Source organism: Thermus oshimai DSM 12092 (assembly GCF_000373145.1).
Lineage (GTDB): Bacteria > Deinococcota > Deinococci > Deinococcales > Thermaceae > Thermus > Thermus oshimai.
Map to the genome: position 1 here is coordinate 285,358 of NZ_KB890602.1, position 16,590 is coordinate 301,947.

Below are 16,590 nucleotides of genomic sequence, written 5' to 3' on the forward strand. Positions count from 1 at the left end.
GTGTGGCGCTACCTCCTCCTTCTCCTCCCCTTGGCCCTCCTTCCCCTCCTCCTCCGGGGAGCGCCCCCCGAGGGGGAGGAGGGTGGGGGGGTGCGGCTTTACGGGGTGGAGTTCTACCTCTTCCCCGAGGAGGAGGGGGTGGAGTGGCGCTTCCAGGCGGAGGAGATGCGGGAGGAGGGCGGGGCCTTCCGCATCCTGGGGGGGCTTAAGGGGGAGCGGTACGTGGGGGGGCGGCTGGACCTGAGGCTTTCCGCCCCTGAGGTGGTGGTGGACCCCGGGGACAACCTCCGGGCCCCTTACGCCCAGGTGGAGATCCTAAAGGGTTGCTACCGCCTGGAGCTCTCCCGCCCGGGGCTTGGGGAGGTCCTCATCCGCCAGGAGGAGGGCTTTTTGGCCCCCTGGGTGCGGATAGAGGCCCCCAACCTCCGGGGGGAGGCCTGGAACTTCCGCTCGGACTTCGGGCTGAACCGCCTCGAGGCGGAGCGCCCCAGCTTTGAGTTCCCCGCCGGGGGGGCCTTTGGCCCCTGCACCGTGGAAGGAGGCGAAGGATGAAGAAAACCCTATTGTTCCTCGGCGTCTTGGGCTTGGCCCTCGCGGCCAGCAACGTGCGGGTGATCCAGGTGGAGGGGGGAAGGCTTTCCGGGGACCTGCGCTTCGGCCCCTGGACCTTTGAGGGCGGGGTGAAGGGCCGGGTGAAGGACTTGGCCATCGAGGCCCCCCGGGCCACCCTCACCGCCCCCAAGGGCAAGACCATGCAGGAGGCGGAAGGGGAACGGGAGGCCCGGTTTGAGGGGGGGGTCCTGGTCCGCCGGGGCCGGGTGGAGGCCAAAGGCCCCACGTTGGTCTACCGGGAGAAGACGGGGGAAGGGGAGCTTTTGGGCCCCGCGGAGATGCGCCAGGCCCCACGGCCCGGGGAGGACCCGGTGGAGGTCACGGCCAGCCGCATGACCTTCCAGGTGGACACGGACACCTCCACCAGCGAAAACGCCCTCCTCAAAAGCGGCAACCAGGAGGGGCGGGCGGGCTTCGTCTACTACGAGGAGGAAAAGGGCCTCGCGGTCTTCACCGACCCCAAGGAGGTGGTCCTCACCCGCAAGCGCCGGGACGGGGACCTCATCATCCGGGCCAAGGAGGTGCGGAGCCTTACCGGCCCCAAGAAGCTCATCGCCACCGGGGGGGTGCGCCTGGTGGACGGGGACCTGGTGACCGTGGGGGAGAGCCTCTACTACGACGACACCACCGGGGAGGCCCTCGTCCTGGGCCGGCCGGCGGTGAGCGAGAACAAGAAGGAGGGCTTTAAGCTCTCGGGGGCCACCCTCCTCCACAACGTGAACCGCCACCAGGTGCGGGTCTACGGCCGGCCCTTCCAGCTTCCCCTTGCCGAGTTCAAGAAGCTTGGGGAGAAGTAGGTGCGCATAGCGGCCTTCCTCCTTCTCCTGGCCTTTTTGGCCTTGGCCCAGGAGGTCTTCCGCCCGGAGGTGGAGCTCGTCCGCAAGGAGAAGCGGGTGGTGGCCTCGGTGAGCGGGGAGGAGGAAAGCCTCTTCTACGCCGATTACGGGGACCTCCACCGGGGGCCTTTGCTCGCTTTGGAGGAGGGCCGGGTCCAGGTGGGGGAAAGGGCCTTCTTCCGCGACGGGGGAAGCCTTCTGGAGGAGGGCCTACGGGTGGGGGAGGAGGTGGAGGCCGCCTACAACCCGGACCTGGAGCGGGAGGGCCTCCCCTACCTCATGCGCCTAAGGCGGGCGAGGGGAGAGGGGGCGCGCTACCTCCGCCTGGTCCTCTTTGACCCGAAGGGGGTGGAGGTGCGCATCGGGGAGGACCTCCTGGCCCAAGGCCCCCTGGCGGTGGTGGAGCGGGGCGGGGTGGAGGAGCTTTACCTAAGCGGGGGGGAGGCCCGCTACCGGGAGGAGGGCTGGCTGGAGCTTAAGCCCCTTCCGGGGACGGTGGCCGTGCGGCAGGGGGCGGTGCGGGTGGAGGGGAAGGCCCTCCGCTACCAGAACGAGACGGGGGAGGCCCTTTTGGAGGGCCCCCTATCCCTTAGGCGTGAGGGGGAGAAGCCCCTCGAGGGCCGGGCGGAGGGGCTCCGCTACCTCCTGGACGAGGACCGGCTCTGGCTTTTTGGGGTGGAGTTCCGCCAGGGGGGGAGGACCACCAAGGCCGAACGGGCCCTCCTCCGGGAGAAGGAGGGCTACGCCTACCTCTACGGGAACGTGGAGAGCCGGGACGAGAAGGGCTTCCTAAAGGGCGAGCGGGTCCTCTACGCCCTGAGGACGGGGGAGGCCCTCGTCCTCGGCAAGGTGGCGGGGGAGTTCAGGGAGTGACCCCGGCCATGAGGAGGCCCAGGCGCGCTTCCGTGGCCTCCTCGGGGGCCACCTCCCCCACCACCCGCCCCTCGTACATGACCAGGATGCGGTCGGAAAGGGCCAGGATCTCGTTCAGGTCCGCGGAGACCAAAAGGACCGCCAGGCCCCGGTCCCGGGCCTCCACCAGGGCCCGGTGGATGAACTCAATGGCCCCCACGTCCACCCCCCGGGTGGGCTGGGCGGCGATGAGGAGCTTGGGGCCCCGGAGGAGCTCCCGCCCCACCACGATCTTCTGCTGGTTGCCCCCGGAGAAGCGCCGGGCGGAAAGGGCCGTGGAGCGGGGCCGCACGTCAAAGCTTTCCACCAGCCTCCGGGCGTGGGCCTCCATGGCCCCGTCGTCCAGGAAGCCCAGGAAGCCCCGGAAGGGCCTCTCCTGCTGGTCCCCCAGGATGGCGTTTTCCTTCACGGAGAAGTCCAGGACCAGGCCCCGGGCCAGGCGGTCTTCGGGGATGTGGCTCACCCCTAGGGCCCGCACCTTGCGGGCGGAGGGGGGAAGGGGCTGGCCCAGGAAGCGCACCACCCCCTGGTGGGGCCGGAGGCCGGCGAGGGCCTCCACCAGCTCCGTCTGCCCGTTCCCCTCCACCCCCGCCACCCCCACGATCTCCCCGGCCCGCACCCCAAAGCTCACCCCCTTAAGGCGCGGGGGGGCGGCGAGGCCCTCCACCTCCAAGACGGTCTCCCCAGGGTGGGCGGGGGCCTTTTCCACCCTTAGGACCACCTCCCGGCCCACCATCATCCGGGCCAGGGCCTCGAGGGTGGTCCCCTCCTTGGGCACCGTGCCCACCACCCGCCCGTCCCGGATGACCGTGATGCGGTCGGAGACCTCCAGCACCTCCTTGAGCTTGTGGCTGATGAAGATGGCCGCGTTCCCCTGGGCCACGTAGGCCCTTAGGAAGCGGAAAAGCTCCTCCGCCTCCTGGGGGGTTAAGACCGCGGTGGGCTCGTCCAGGATGAGGATCCGGGCCTCGCGGTAAAGGGCCTTCAGGATCTCCACCCGCTGCTGCACCCCCACGGGGAGGTTCTCCACCCGCTCGTCCAAGGGCACCTGGAAGCCCAGCCGGTCCATAAGGGCCTGGGCCTTCCTGCGGGCCGCGTCCAGGTCCAGGTGGAGGGGGCTTCCGGGCTCGAGGCCCAGGACCAGGTTCTCCAGCACGGTAAAGGGCTCCACCAGCATGAAGTGCTGGTGGACCATGCCGATCCCCGCCCGGATGGCGTCCATGGGGCTTTTGGGCCGGTAGGGCCTCCCGTCCACCCACATCTCCCCGCGGTCTGGGGGCTGGAGGCCGTAGACGATCTTCATCAGGGTGGACTTCCCCGCCCCGTTTTCCCCCACCAGGGCCAGGACCTCCCCCCAGTGGAGGTCCAGGCTGATGCGGTCGTTGGCCAGGACCAGGGGAAAGCGCTTGGTGATGTCCTTAAGGACCAGGGCCTTCTCCACCCCCAAAGTATACCCCCCACCGTGGGAAGGCCCACGGCGGGGGCGCCGTTAGGGCTTAGCGGCTTTCGGGCACCTTGATCTGCCCGGCGATGATCTGCCGCTTCAGGGTCTCCAGCTTGGTCACCAGGGCCTGGGGCAGGAGGGCCTTGTTGTACTCGTCCAGGGCGTAGCCCACCCCGTTGTTGCTGAGGCCAAACTCCCGCACCCCGCCCTTGAAGCTCTTCTGCACCACGCTCTTGATGACCTCGTAGGTGGCCACGTCCACCCGCTTCAGCATGGAGGTGAGGCCGTGGTTCAGGGTGGCGGGGTTGTTGTCCGTGTCCCCCAGGTAGTTCTGGTTGGCGTCCACGCCGATGAAGAAGAGGGGGGTGGCCTTGGTGCCGTCCGTGCCGCAGCTCCGGGTGTAGTCCGCGTACTTGGGCACCTTGGCGTAGGGGTCGGCCTTGCGCACGAAGCGCACGTTGCCCCCTTCCTTGAGGCACTTGGTCTGCTTCACGTAGTCGATGAGCCCGAGGCCGGACCCCCCGGCGGCGGCGTAGATGATGTCCGCCCCCTGGCGGGCCTGGGCGGCGGCGATCTCCTTGGCCTTGGCGGGGTCGTTCCAGGCGGCGGGGGTGTTGCCCACGTACTGGACCAGGACCCGGCCCTGGATCTTGTCCTCCTTGAAGGCGTACTCCGCCCCGGCCCGGAAGCCGGCCTCAAACTTGTGGATGAGGGGGATGTCCATCCCGCCGATGAAGCCCACCACCCCGGTGCGGGTCATCTTCCCGGCGATGTAGCCCACCAGGAAGCTCCCCTCGTGCTCGCGGAAGACGAGGCCCACCGCGTTAGGAAGCTTCCCTTCCCCGGGCACCGCGTCGATCACCGCGAAGTTCACCTTGGGGAACTCCTTGGCGGTGGCGGTGATGGCGGGCTCGTTGGCGAAGCCCACGCCGATGACCAGGTCAAAGCCCTCCTGGGCGAAGGTGCGGATGCCCTGGCCCACCTGGGAGGGGTCCGCGGGCTCGAAGTCAAAGAGCCGCACCCCGAAGTCCTTGGCGGCCTTCTGCGCCCCTTCCCAGGCGGACTGGTTGAAGGAGCGGTCAAACTTGCCGCCCGCGTCAAAGGCGATGCCCACGCGCACCTGGGCGAGCCCCAGGCTGAGGGCCAGAACCGCGCTTAGAGCCAGAATCCTCTTCATGCTCACCTCCATACGGCAGTCTGCCGCCATGCATTATACCCGGGCGTAGACTAGGGCTATGACGCTGGAGGAAGCCAGGAGGCGGGTCAACGAGCTTAGGGACCTCATCCGCTACCACAACTACCGCTACTACGTCCTGAACGACCCCGAGATCTCCGACGCGGAGTACGACCGGCTCCTACGCGAACTCCAGGAGCTGGAGGCCCGGTTCCCCGAGCTCCAAAGCCCCGACTCCCCCACGGCCCAGGTGGGGGCGAGGCCCCTCGAGGCCACCTTCCGCCCGGTGCGCCACCCCACCCGCATGTACTCCCTGGACAACGCCTTCTCCTTTGAGGAGCTAAGGGCCTTTGAGGAGCGGATAGAGCGGGCCTTGGGGGAAAAGGGGCCTTTCCCCTACACCGTGGAGCACAAGGTGGACGGGCTTTCCGTGAACCTCTACTACGAGGAAGGGGTTTTGGTCTTTGGGGCCACCCGCGGGGACGGGGAGGTGGGGGAGGAGGTCACCCAGAACCTCCTCACCATCCCCACCATCCCCAGGCGCCTTAAGGGGGTGCCGGAGCGCCTCGAGGTGCGGGGGGAGGTCTACATGCCCATCGAGGCCTTCCTCCGCCTCAACGAGGAGCTGGAGGAGAAGGGGGAAAAAATCTTCAAGAACCCGAGGAACGCCGCCGCGGGCTCCCTGCGGCAGAAGGACCCCCGCATCACCGCGAGGCGGGGCCTCAGGGCCACCTTCTACGCCCTGGGCCTGGGCCTGGAGGAAAGCGGGCTCGGAACCCAGTACGAGCTCCTCCACTGGCTTAAGGAGAAGGGCTTCCCCGTGGAGCACGGCTTCGCCCGGGCAAAAGGGGCTCCGGGGGTGGAGGAGGTGTACCAAAAGTGGCTCAAGGAGCGGCACCGGCTTCCCTTTGAGGCGGACGGGGTGGTGGTGAAGCTGGACGAGCTAAAGCTTTGGCGGGACCTGGGCTACACCGCCCGCGCCCCCCGGTTCGCCATCGCCTACAAGTTCCCCGCGGAGGAGAAGGAAACCCGCCTGCTGGAGGTGGTCTTCCAGGTGGGGCGCACGGGCCGGGTCACCCCGGTGGGGATTCTGGAACCCGTCTTCTTGGGGGGAAGCGAGGTTTCCCGGGTCACCCTCCACAACGAAAGCTACATCGAGGAGCTGGACCTTCGCATCGGGGACTGGGTGCTGGTGCACAAGGCGGGGGGGGTGATCCCGGAGGTTCTAAGGGTTCTAAAAGAGCGGCGCACGGGGGCGGAACGGCCCATCCGCTGGCCCGAAACCTGCCCCGAGTGCGGCCACGCCCTGGTCAAGGAGGGCAAGGTCCACCGCTGCCCGAACCCCCTCTGCCCCGCCAAGCGCTTTGAGGCCATCCGCCACTACGCCTCCCGCAAGGCCATGGACATCCAGGGCCTGGGGGAGAAGCTCATAGAGAAGCTACTGGAAAAGGGCCTGGTGCGGGACGTGGCCGACCTCTACCGCTTGAGGAAAGAAGATCTGGTGGAGCTGGAGCGCATGGGGGAGAAGAGCGCGGAAAACCTCCTCCGCCAGATTGAGGAGAGCAAGGGGCGGGGCTTGGAGCGCCTCCTCTTTGCCCTCGGCCTTCCCGGGGTGGGGGAGGTCTTGGCCCGGAACCTGGCCCGGCGCTTCCGCACCGTGGACCGGCTCCTCGAGGCCTCCTTGGAGGAGCTATTGGAGGTGGAGGAGGTGGGGGAGCTCACCGCCAAGAACCTCCTCGCCACCCTAAAGGACCCCGCCTTCCGGGACCTCATCCGGCGCCTTAAGGCCGCAGGGGTGGAGATGGAGGCCAAGGAGGTGGGGGAAGGCCCCCTTTCCGGCCTCACCTTCGTCATCACGGGAGAGCTTTCCCGCCCCCGGGAGGAGGTGAAGGCCCTCCTGAGGCGCCTTGGGGCCAAGGTGACGGACGCCGTGAGCCGGAAGACGAGCTATTTGGTGGTGGGGGAGGCCCCGGGGAGCAAGCTGGAAAAGGCCCGGGCCCTGGGGGTGCCCGTTTTGGAGGAGGAGGCCTTCTGGCGGTTCCTGGAGGAGAAGGCGGGGGTGAGGGGAGCCTAGGCCTCCTCGGGGAAGACCTTTTCCAGGGCCTCCCGTAGGCGGCTTCCCTGGAGGCCCAAGGAGGAGAGGGCCTTCTCGTAGGCCTCGGGGGTGAGAAGCCCCCTCAAGGCCAAAAGCTCCGTGCGGGAGAGGCTCCTTCCATGGAGGACGTGCTCCTCAAAGGCGGCGTAGGCCATGGGCACGTGGGCCTTGACGATTTCCGCGATGGCCTTGGCGTACTCCCTTATCTCCAGCTGGGCCTCGGGGGCAAGCCGGAGAGCCAGGAAGTGGAAGAGGTTGTGCAGGTCCTGCTTCCAGTAGAACTCCGTGTAGAGGTTTAAGGGCAGGACCATGCGGGCCATCTCCCGGGCCACGCCCCTTTCCAGAAGGGCCTGGTAGGCCCGGTAGGCCTCCTCCTTCACCCGCTTGAGGAGGGCGGTCAGCTCTTCCCCTTCCTCCACCTCCCCCTCGGAGGCCTGCTTGTTCTTCCTGGCCTGCTTCCGCCAGGAGGCGGGCTCGTAGAACTCCTCCTTGAGGATGGAGTAGCGCCCGGAGATCTCGTTCACGCTGGCCGTGCGGTGGCGGAACCACTGCCGGGCCACGAAGATGGGGGCCTTCACGTGGAACTTGAAGACCACCATCTCAAAGGGGCTGGTGTGGCGGTGGCGCATGAGGTAGTCGATGAGGGCCCGGTCCTCCCGCACCGTCTTGGTGCCTTCCCCGTAGGACACCCGGGCGGCCTGGACGATGGAGTGATCCCCCCCCATGGCCTCCACCAGGCGCACGAACCCCTTGTCCAAAACCTTCCGCTCCATCCCCTAGAGTCTACGCCCTTGGCCTTCTCCCCCAAAAGGCGTAGGATGAAAAGGCTAGGCGCCCTGCGCCCTTCGGAGTCCATATGCGGAGCCTGCCGGATTTTCCCTTGCCCGATGCGCGGGGGCGTTTTGGCCCCTACGGGGGCCGCTATGTCCCCGAGACCCTCATCCCGGCCCTGGATGAGCTTTTGGAGGCTTACCTCGAGGCCAAACGGGACCCCGTCTTCCTGGCCGAGCTGGACCACTACCTGAAGACCTTCGCCGGCCGCCCCACGCCCCTCTTTCACGCCAAGCGCCTTTCGGAGTACTGGGGTGGGGCCCAGGTGTACCTGAAGCGGGAGGACCTCCTCCACACCGGGGCCCACAAGATCAACAACACCCTGGGCCAGGCCCTCCTGGCCAAGCGCATGGGCAAGAGGCGGGTCATCGCGGAAACGGGGGCGGGCCAGCACGGGGTGTCCGTGGCCACGGTGGCCGCCCTCTTCGGCCTGGAGTGCGTGGTCTACATGGGCGAGGAGGACGTGCGCCGCCAGGCCCTGAACGTTTTCCGCATGAAGCTTTTAGGGGCCGAGGTCCGGCCCGTGGCCGCGGGCAGCCGCACCCTGAAGGACGCCACCAACGAGGCCATCCGGGACTGGATTACGAACGTGCGCACCACCTTCTACATCCTGGGCTCCGTGGTGGGCCCCCACCCCTACCCCATGATGGTCCGGGACTTCCAGAGCGTCATCGGCGAGGAGGTGAAGCGGCAGAGCCAGGAGCTTTTCGGCCGCTACCCGGACCTCCTCATGGCCGCGGTGGGGGGCGGGTCCAACGCCATCGGCCTCTTCGCCCCCTTCGCCTACCTCCCCCAAGGGGAAAGGCCCAGGCTCATCGGGGTGGAGGCCGGAGGGGAGGGCCTTTCCAGCGGGCGGCACGCGGCCAGCATCGGGGCTGGGAAGCGGGGCGTCCTCCACGGGAGCTACATGTACCTCCTCTACGACCACGACGGGCAGATCACCCCCGCCCACTCCGTCTCCGCGGGGCTGGACTACCCGGGGGTGGGACCGGAGCACAGCTACTTCGCGGACCAGGGCCTGGTGGAGTACGCCAGCGTCACGGACGAGGAGGCGTTGGAGGGCTTTAAGCTCCTGGCGCGCCTCGAGGGCATCATCCCAGCCCTGGAGTCGGCCCACGCCATCGCCCACGCGGCCAAGGTGGTGCCCGAGATGGAGAAGGATCAGATCGTGGTCATCAACCTCTCCGGCCGGGGGGATAAGGACGTGACCGAGGTGATGCGCCTTTTGGGGGGAGAGCTATGACCACAGGGGAAGCGTTCCAAAGGGCTAAGGCGGAGGGCCGGGCGGCCCTCATCCCCTACCTCACCGCGGGCTTCCCCAGCCGGGAGGGGTTCTTGGAGGCGGTGCGGGAGGTCCTGCCCTACGCGGACCTCTTGGAGATCGGCCTGCCCTACTCCGACCCCCTAGGGGACGGCCCCGTGATCCAAAGGGCCAGCGAGGTGGCCTTGAGGAAGGGGATGAGCGTCCAGGGGGTTCTGGAGCTCTTGAAGGAGGTGCGGGCCCTCACCGAAAAGCCCCTCTTCCTCATGACCTACCTGAACCCCATCCTGGCCTGGGGGCCGGAGCGGTTTTTCAGCGCCTTCAAGGCCGCGGGGGCCACGGGGCTCATCCTCCCCGACCTCCCCCCGGACGAGGACCCCGCCCTGGTGCGGCTGGCCCAGGAGATCGGGCTGGAGACGGTCTTCCTCCTGGCCCCCACCTCCACCGACCAGCGCATCGCCACCGTGGTCCGCTACGCCACGGGCTTCGTCTACGCGGTCTCCGTCACCGGGGTCACGGGGGCGCGGGAACGCCTTCCCGAGGAGGTGAAGGACCTGGTGGCCCGCATCAAGGCCCAGACTCCCCTCCCCGTGGCCGTGGGGTTTGGGGTCTCGGGACGGGCCACCGCCCACCAGGCCGCGGTGGCCGACGGGGTGGTGGTGGGGAGCGCCCTGGTGCGGGCCCTGGAGGAAGGGCGCCCCCTGGCCCCTTTGTTGGGGGAGATCCGGGAGGGGCTTAAGGCCCGGGAGGCGGTCTAGGCCAGGGGAAGCTCCACCGGTTCGGGCTCGCTTAGGATGGCCTCCGGGTCGGGGTAGCGGAGGATGCGGTACAGCGGGTCCCGCTCCGCCGGGCGGAAGCCCGCGTCCACGATGTGCCGGACGATCTCCTTCACCGTGGCGTGGGTGCGTCCGTGCCCCCCGGCGGCGGAGACCACGTTTTCCTCCAGCATGGTGCTCCCGAAGTCGTCCGCCCCGTAGAAAAGGGCGGCCTGGGCTACCTTGAAGCCCAGGGTGGGCCAGGAGGCCTGGAAGTGGGCGAAGTTGTCCAGGGCGAGGCGGGCGACGCTGAGGGTCTTCAGGTACTCGTGGGCCGTGGCCCCGGGGGCCTTCCCCTTCAGGCGGGTGTGCTCCACCTGGAGGGTCCAAAGGGCGAAGGCGGAAAAGCCATTCCCGTAGCGTTCCAGGGCGCGGTCCTGCTGGGCGCGGAGGCCCAGGAGGTGGACCGTGCGCTCCCTCGGGCCCTCCCCGAAGCCGATGACCATGCTGGCCAGGGTGTAGAGCCCCAGGGCCTGGGCGGCGTCCATGATGCGGTACCAGTCCGCGGTGCGGATGCGGGCCGGGGCCGCTTTAAGCCGCACCTCGTCCACCAGGATCTCCGCCCCCGCCCCGGGCAGGCCGTCCAGGCCCGCCTCCTTGAGCTTTTCCAAAAGGGCCTCCGCCCTAAGGCCGGTAAGCCTTTCCAAGCCCAGGATCTCCTCCGGGCTGAAGGCGTCGATGCGCAGGTCGGGGAAGCGCTCCTTGAGGTAGCGGAGGAGGTCCAAATACCAGTCCAGGGGGAGTTCGGGGTTCACCCCCCCCTGCATGAGGATGCGCCGCCCCCCCACCTGGTAGAGCTCCTCCACCTTCCGGGCGATCTCCTCAAAGGTGAGGGTGTAGGCGTCCTGCTGCCTTCTCGTGCGGTAGAAGGCGCAGAAGGCGCAGGCCACGGTGCAGACGTTGGTGTAGTTGATGTTGCGGTCTATGAGGAAGGTGACCACCCCGGGGTCGGTCTTCCTTAGGCGCACCGCGTGGGCGGCGGCGGCCAGCTCGGGTAGGGGGAGGTGGAAGAGCTGGAGCACCTCCTCTTCGGAAAGCCTCTCCCCAGCCACGGCCTTCTCCAGGACGTCCATGCCTCCCATGCTACACCCCTTTCCCGGGGGGAGGGTGGCCTCCGGTAAAATCGGGGCATGGAGCTTAAGCTGATTCCCATTGAGAAGCCGGAGAACCTGAACGTCATCCTGGGGCAGGCCCACTTCATCAAGACCGTGGAGGACCTGCACGAGGCCCTGGTGACCGCGGTGCCGGGGATCCGCTTTGGCCTGGCCTTCTCCGAGGCCAGCGGCAAGCGCCTCATCCGCCGCTCGGGCACGGACGAGGCCCTTACTGAGCTTGCGGTGCGGAACCTCCTGAACCTGGCCGCGGGGCACACCTTCCTCATCGTGCTGGGGGAGGGGTTTTACCCCATCAACGTCCTGCACGCGGTCAAGGCCTGCCCCGAGGTGGTGCGCATCTTCGCCGCCACCGCCAACCCCCTAAAGGTGGTGGTGGCGGAGGAGGGGGAGCAGCGGGCCATCCTGGGGGTCATGGACGGCTTCAAGCCCTTAGGGGTGGAGGACGAGGCCGAGGTGGCCTGGCGGAAGGACCTCTTAAGGCGCTTTGGGTATAAGCTCTAAGTGCCCCACCGAAGCTTGCGCTTCGGTGGGGGCCCCAGAAAGAACATCCAGCACGCCTTTCCTACGGGTCCCGTGGGGGTTTTCAACACCGGGGCGCTTGGCCTTTTGGGGTGAAAGCCCCGATGGGGCGTTTAGAGGGCGCGGAAGACGGCCTCGAGGATCTCCAGCCCCATGGCCGCCTCCTCCGCCTTGAGCACCAGGGGCGGGGCGATGCGGAGCGCGGAGGGCCCCGCGGGGAGGAGGAGAAGCCCCTTATGGAAGGCGAGCTCCACCGCCTTGTCCCGGAGATCGGGCCGCTCCTCCTTTGGGCTTCCGAAGTCCAGCCCGATCATGAGCCCCCGGCCCCGCACGTCCCCCAGGAAGGGAAAGCGGGCCTGCAGGGCCCTAAGCTCCCCTAGGAGGAAGGCCCCCACCCGGGCGGCGTTTTCCATAAGGCCCCCCTCCAGGAGGTCCAGGGTGGCGAGGGCCGCGGCCGCAGAGACCGCCTGGCCCCCGAAGGTGGTGCCGTGGGCCCCCGGGCGCCAGCTCCCGAGCTCCTCCCGGAAGAGGACGGCGCTTAAGGGGTAGCCCGAGGCCAGGCCCTTGGCCAGGACGTAAATGTCCGCCTCCACCCCCTCGTGCTCCAGGGCGAAGAACCGCCCCGTGCGCCCCGCGCCCGTCTGGACCTCGTCCGCCACCAGGAGGATGCCGTGCCGCTCCAGGAGGGCCTTCAGCTTGGGGATGAAGCCCGGAGGGGGCACCACGTACCCCCCTTCCCCCTGGATGGGCTCGAGGAAAAGCGCGGCCACCTCCTCCGGGGGTAAGACGGTGCGGAAGAGGTGCTCCAGGTGGGCGAGGACCGCCTCCCCCACCTCCTCCGGCCGGGCCCCTAGGGGTGGGCGGAAGGGGTTGGGGAAGGGGAGGTGGACCACCCCGGGGAGGAGGGGGGCGAACCCTTTGCGGTACTTGGACTGGCTGGCGGTGAGGGAAAGCGCCCCCAGGCTTCTCCCGTGGAAGGCCCCGGTGAAGGCCAGGAGGTAGGGGCGGCCCGTGTGGTGGCGCACCAGCTTGATGGCCGCCTCTATCCCCTCCGTCCCCGAGTTGCCGAAGAAGACCCTATACCGCCCCCCGAGCTTTTCCGAAAGCCGCTCCGCCAGGGTGAGGGTGGGGTCGTGGGTGAAGTCGGAGAAGCACACGTGGGCGAAGCGCTCCGCCTGGGCCCGCACCGCCTCCAGCACCTTGGGGTGGGCGTAGCCCGTGGTGTTCACCGCGATGCCCGCCATGAAGTCCAGGAAGACGTTCCCGTCCACGTCCTCCAGGAAGGCCCCTTCCCCCCGCGCGGGGACGAAGGGGTAAGGGCGGACGTAGGAGGGGGAGAGGACCCTCTCCCCCCGCTCCAGCATGGCCTTGGCCTTGGGCCCCGGCAGGGGTGTTCTCACTTCCGGTCGCATGGGAGGAGTCTACCAGGAAGGGAACCTTCCCTGCAGGGGATTTTTATGCGCAGGCCCCGCGGTTTCATTCCGGGCTTTGGATTTTATTAAAGAAGATCCAGCTTTAAGAGGTGGGGCCGGGCGTAGAAGAGGGTGAGGGCGGTGGAGGCGTCCTGGATCTCCCCCCCTTCCAGAAGGGCGTAGGCCTCCTTTAGGGGAAGCTCCACCACCTCCAGTAGCTCCCCGTCCTCCAGCCTGGGCTCCGCCACCACCCGGGCCTCCAGGGCCAGAAAGGGGTGGAAGACCACCGCGGTGAAGGAGGGCTGGGGGTGGAAGGGGGGAAGGGGGATAAGGCCCCCCGCCTCCGCCCCCACCTCCTCCAGAAGCTCCCGGCGGGCGGCCTCCTCGGGGCTTTCCCCCGCGTCCACCTTCCCCGCGGGGACCTCGAGGAGAAACTTCCCCGTGGGGTGGCGGTACTGGCGGATGAAAAGCCCCGTGCCCCTTGGGGTGACGGGCAGGACGAAGCTCGCCGCCACCGGCCCCGGGCGGTAGATGTAGGTGAGCTCCCGCCCGGTGTGGGTCCTAACCCGCTCCCGGACGAGCCGCACGGGCTCGGAAAGGAGCTCTTCCAGTTCCAGGCGCTCCCAGGGGCTCATCGCATCTTCTCTATGACCCGCCGCACCTTGTCCCCGGGGGCCTTGGGGCCTAGGGCCTTGGTCACCACCCCGATGGCCGCCAGGGGGTTTTTGAACTGGGAAAGGTCCAGGTTTTCCCGGATCCAGGCCTCGATCTCCTCCTCCGTCATCTCCTTGGGGAGGAAGCGGTCCAAGAACTCCACCTCAAAGGCGTTCCCCTGCTCCAGGGCGATCTCCTTGAGGGCCTTTAGGACCTTCACCGCCTCCTCGTCGGGGAGGGGCTTGCCGTCCCCTTTCCGGTCCAGCTCCGCCTTCACCACCCGGGCGAAGTCCAGGGTCTTCTGGTCCCGGGCCTTCATGGCCTCCTTGATGGCCTCCTTGATGGCCTCGTAGATCATCCCCTTCAGTCTACCCCTTGCGGCCCGAGAGGTAGACGCCCAGGGCCACCAAGAGGAGGCCCGGGAGGTCCCAGGCCCCAGGGGCCTCCCCCAGGAGAAGGGAGAAGGCCAGGGCCGGGGTGAGGTTCAGGAGGGGGGCCACCTGGCTTGCGGGGTAGCGCCCCAGCACCCTGGCCCAGAGGGTGAAGGCCAGGAAGGCGCCCCCGAGGGCGGTGTAGAGGAGGGCCCCCCAGGCGGAAGGGGAGGCCTGGGGGAAGGGGGTGAGGAGGGCCGCGGGTAAGAGAAGGAGGCTTCCTAGGAGCATGCTGGCCGCGGTGACCTCCAGGGGGGTCCGCCTCTGGACGGCCAGGGTAACCCCCACGCTGTAAACCCCCCAGAGGAGGGCGGCCCCCACCAGGAGGAAGTCCCCCAGGAGCCGGCCTGGGGCCCCTCCCTGGACCCCGTGCCCCAGGGCCAGCAGGACCACCCCGCTTCCCGAAAGGAGGAGGCCCAGGAGGACGGGCCGTTTTAAGGGTTTTCGGAAGAAGAGGCTGTAGGCCAAGGCGGTGGCCAGGGGGTAGACCGCGGCCACCGCGGCCATGTCCGAGGCCGGGGCCAGCCGGGCCCCGGAGAAGAAGACCAGGTTGAAAAGGGCCACCCCGCTCACCGCGAGGAACAGGGTCTCCCCCCAGGGCCTCAAGGGGGGCAGGCGCCGGAGGAGGGGGAGGAAGAGGACCACCGCCAGGGCGAAGCGCAGGAAAGACCCCCACTCCGGGGGGATCTCCCGCATGGCGGCCCTCGAGGCCACCACGTTCAGGGCCCAGAGGAGGGGAGGGAGGTAGACCAAGGGGTCCCGGTGGGGGGGCATGCCCCGACTATACCGGGGTAGAATTCTTTCCGGAGGTCAGTCATGCAAGCTTTTCCCAGCAAGTACGGCAACGCCCTGGAGTTCGGGCACCTCATCGCCGGGGAGGAGGTCTTTGAGGGGCAGGTCCTGGAGCGGAGAAACCCTTCGGACCGGGAAGACCTCATCGCCCGCTTCCCCGAAGGCACCAAGGACACCCTGAGGCGGGCCGCCCTGGCGGCGCGGGAGGCCTTTGAGGCCTGGTCCCGCACCCCGGCCCCCATCCGGGGCCAGGTCCTCTTCAACCTGGCCAAGATCCTGGAGCGGGAAAAGCCCACCCTCACCCGGCTCATGGTGCGGGAGGTGGGGAAGACCCCCAAGGAGGCCGCGGGGGACGTGCAGGAGGCCATAGACACCGCGGTCTTCTTCGCCTCGGAAGGGCGGAGGCTCTACGGCCAGACCGTGCCCAGCGAGATGCGGGACAAGGAGCTCTTCACCTTCCGCAGGCCCCTCGGGGTGGTGGGGATGATCACCGCGGGCAACTTCCCCATCGCCGTACCCAGCTGGAAGCTCATCCCTGCGGTCCTCACCGGGAACGCGGTGGTCTGGAAGCCCTCCGACGACTCCCCCACCCTCTCCTACCTCTTCGTGAAGCTCTTTGAGGAGGCGGGCCTGCCCCCTGGGGTCATCAACCTGGTCTTTGGCGGCGGGAAGGACTCCACGGGCCAGTGGCTGGTGGAGCTCATGGACGAGGGGCTTTTCCAGAAGTTCGCCTTCACCGGGAGCACCAAGGTGGGGCGCTGGATCGGGGAGGTGGCGGGGCGGAACCTCATAAGGCCCACCCTCGAGCTCGGCGGAAAGAACCCCCTGGTGGTCATGCGGGACGCCGATCTGGACCTGGCGGTGGAGGGGGCCTGGTGGAGCGCCTTCGCCACCGGGGGCCAGCGGTGCACCTCCGCGGGGAACATCCTGGTGGACGCCCCCATCTACGAGGAGTTCAAAAGACGCTTCCTGGAGAGGGTGGAGGCCACCTGGGTGGGCAACCCCCTCCTCCACCCCGAGGTGACCTACGGCCCCTTCATCAACGAAAGGCTTTTTGAGCGCTGGCTGGAGCACTACGCCTGGGGGGAGAAGGAGGGGGCGGTCCTCCTCTATGGCCGGGGGCGGATCACCCGGGAGAACCCCTACCCCCATTTCCTGGGGGACCCCGAGGCGGGGCTTTTTGGCTGGCCCACGGTCTGGGAGGCCCGGCCGGGGATGCGCCAGTTTGAGGAGGAGATCTTCGGCCCCACCATCAACCTGGTGAAGGTGGACGGGATTGAGGAGGCCATCCGGGTGGCCAACAGCACCCCCTACGGCCTTTCCAGCGCCATCTACACCAACCACCGCCACTGGGCCTACCTCTTCAAGGTGGGCATCCGGGCGGGGATGACCAGCATCAACAACACCACCGTGGGGGCGGAGGCCCACCTGCCCTTCGGCGGGGTGAAGGCCAGCGGCAACGGGGCCCGGGAGTCGGGGATCTGGGTCATAGAGGAGTACACCTACTGGCACGCGGTGAACGAGGAGTACTCGGGCCGGCTGCAGCTTGCGCAGATGGACACCGGCTACATCAGCCCCAAGGCCCCCACCCCCTGGGGGGAGGTGCTGGGGTTTTAAGGAGTCCTCGCGGCAGGGGACCCCTCGTCGCCCCAAGGACAGGGGTCCCCTTTGGGGGGCGTATAATCCT

At 68.4% G+C, this 16,590-nt stretch carries 16 protein-coding genes; 8 read left to right on the top strand and 8 right to left on the bottom strand.

What is annotated here, in order from left to right:
* From B043_RS0101620 to B043_RS0101630, 3 genes are read left to right on the top strand one after another with little or no spacing between them, the layout of a single operon-like run.
* Complete coding sequence (locus B043_RS0101620; protein ID WP_018460709.1) at positions 1-552, top strand: hypothetical protein; 552 nt, start codon at positions 1-3, stop codon at positions 550-552.
* Positions 549-1,409: an LptA/OstA family protein gene (locus B043_RS0101625; protein WP_018460710.1), complete on the top strand. Its 861-nt coding sequence runs from the start codon at positions 549-551 to the stop codon at positions 1,407-1,409. Before B043_RS0101620 ends, B043_RS0101625 begins: the two co-directional genes overlap by 4 nt.
* Positions 1,410-2,321 (top strand): hypothetical protein, encoded by a 912-nt coding sequence (locus tag B043_RS0101630; RefSeq protein ID WP_018460711.1) that lies wholly within the window; start codon positions 1,410-1,412, stop codon positions 2,319-2,321.
* Here B043_RS0101630 and B043_RS0101635 read toward each other — a convergent pair.
* Entirely contained in the window at positions 2,311-3,801 is a 1,491-nt protein-coding gene (locus tag B043_RS0101635) for an ABC transporter ATP-binding protein (protein WP_026234078.1), read from the bottom strand. The two genes, B043_RS0101630 and B043_RS0101635, sit on opposite strands and share 11 nt — an antisense overlap.
* Positions 3,802-3,856: 55 nt before the next feature.
* On the bottom strand, positions 3,857-4,981 hold the full coding sequence (locus tag B043_RS0101640) for a BMP family lipoprotein (protein ID WP_016328870.1): 1,125 nt from the start codon (positions 4,979-4,981) through the stop codon (positions 3,857-3,859).
* 58 nt (positions 4,982-5,039) lie between these two features.
* On the opposite strand from B043_RS0101640, the gene ligA reads away from it, so the two are divergent.
* On the top strand, positions 5,040-7,052 hold the full coding sequence (ligA, locus tag B043_RS0101645; RefSeq protein WP_018460714.1) for an NAD-dependent DNA ligase LigA: 2,013 nt from the start codon (positions 5,040-5,042) through the stop codon (positions 7,050-7,052).
* On the opposite strand, the gene thyX is transcribed toward ligA, so the two are convergent.
* Complete coding sequence (thyX, locus tag B043_RS0101650) at positions 7,049-7,846, bottom strand: FAD-dependent thymidylate synthase (RefSeq protein WP_018460715.1); 798 nt, start codon at positions 7,844-7,846, stop codon at positions 7,049-7,051. The genes ligA and thyX overlap by 4 nt on opposite strands.
* Positions 7,847-7,929: 83 nt before the next feature.
* On the opposite strand from thyX, the gene trpB reads away from it, so the two are divergent.
* Both trpB and trpA read left to right on the top strand, forming a co-directional pair.
* On the top strand, positions 7,930-9,147 hold the full coding sequence (gene trpB, locus B043_RS0101655) for a tryptophan synthase subunit beta (protein WP_018460716.1): 1,218 nt from the start codon (positions 7,930-7,932) through the stop codon (positions 9,145-9,147).
* Positions 9,144-9,923, top strand: coding sequence for a tryptophan synthase subunit alpha (gene trpA, locus B043_RS0101660; RefSeq protein WP_016328874.1), 780 nt, complete (start codon positions 9,144-9,146; stop codon positions 9,921-9,923). Before trpB ends, trpA begins: the two co-directional genes overlap by 4 nt.
* Here trpA and B043_RS0101665 read toward each other — a convergent pair.
* Positions 9,920-11,062: a CofH family radical SAM protein gene (locus B043_RS0101665; RefSeq protein ID WP_018460717.1), complete on the bottom strand. Its 1,143-nt coding sequence runs from the start codon at positions 11,060-11,062 to the stop codon at positions 9,920-9,922. The two genes, trpA and B043_RS0101665, sit on opposite strands and share 4 nt — an antisense overlap.
* Before the next feature lie 48 nt (positions 11,063-11,110).
* Between B043_RS0101665 and B043_RS0101670 the strand changes: the two genes are divergently transcribed.
* Positions 11,111-11,596, top strand: a complete 486-nt coding sequence (locus tag B043_RS0101670; RefSeq protein ID WP_018460718.1) for an adenosine diphosphatase — start codon at positions 11,111-11,113, stop codon at positions 11,594-11,596.
* A gap of 131 nt (positions 11,597-11,727) precedes the next feature.
* Here B043_RS0101670 and B043_RS0101680 read toward each other — a convergent pair whose 3' ends face one another.
* From B043_RS0101680 to B043_RS0101695, 4 genes are all read right to left on the bottom strand, one after another.
* Positions 11,728-13,026: an acetyl ornithine aminotransferase family protein gene (locus tag B043_RS0101680; RefSeq protein ID WP_026234079.1), complete on the bottom strand. Its 1,299-nt coding sequence runs from the start codon at positions 13,024-13,026 to the stop codon at positions 11,728-11,730.
* Positions 13,027-13,112: 86 nt separating this feature from the next.
* Positions 13,113-13,661 carry an NUDIX domain-containing protein gene (locus B043_RS0101685; RefSeq protein ID WP_018460721.1) on the bottom strand — a complete coding sequence of 183 codons (549 nt, stop codon included), beginning with the start codon at positions 13,659-13,661 and terminating at the stop codon, positions 13,113-13,115.
* Entirely contained in the window at positions 13,658-14,038 is a 381-nt protein-coding gene (locus B043_RS0101690; protein ID WP_016328879.1) for a GatB/YqeY domain-containing protein, read from the bottom strand. The genes B043_RS0101685 and B043_RS0101690 overlap by 4 nt, the downstream gene beginning before the upstream one ends.
* Before the next feature lie 10 nt (positions 14,039-14,048).
* A complete protein-coding gene (locus B043_RS0101695; RefSeq protein WP_018460722.1) occupies positions 14,049-14,885 on the bottom strand; it encodes a DMT family transporter in 837 nt (278 codons plus the stop codon).
* Positions 14,886-14,927: 42 nt separating this feature from the next.
* Here B043_RS0101695 and B043_RS0101700 point away from each other — a divergent pair, with 42 nt between their 5' ends.
* Entirely contained in the window at positions 14,928-16,520 is a 1,593-nt protein-coding gene (locus B043_RS0101700) for an aldehyde dehydrogenase family protein (protein WP_018460723.1), read from the top strand.
* The last annotated feature ends 70 nt before the right edge of the window (positions 16,521-16,590 follow it).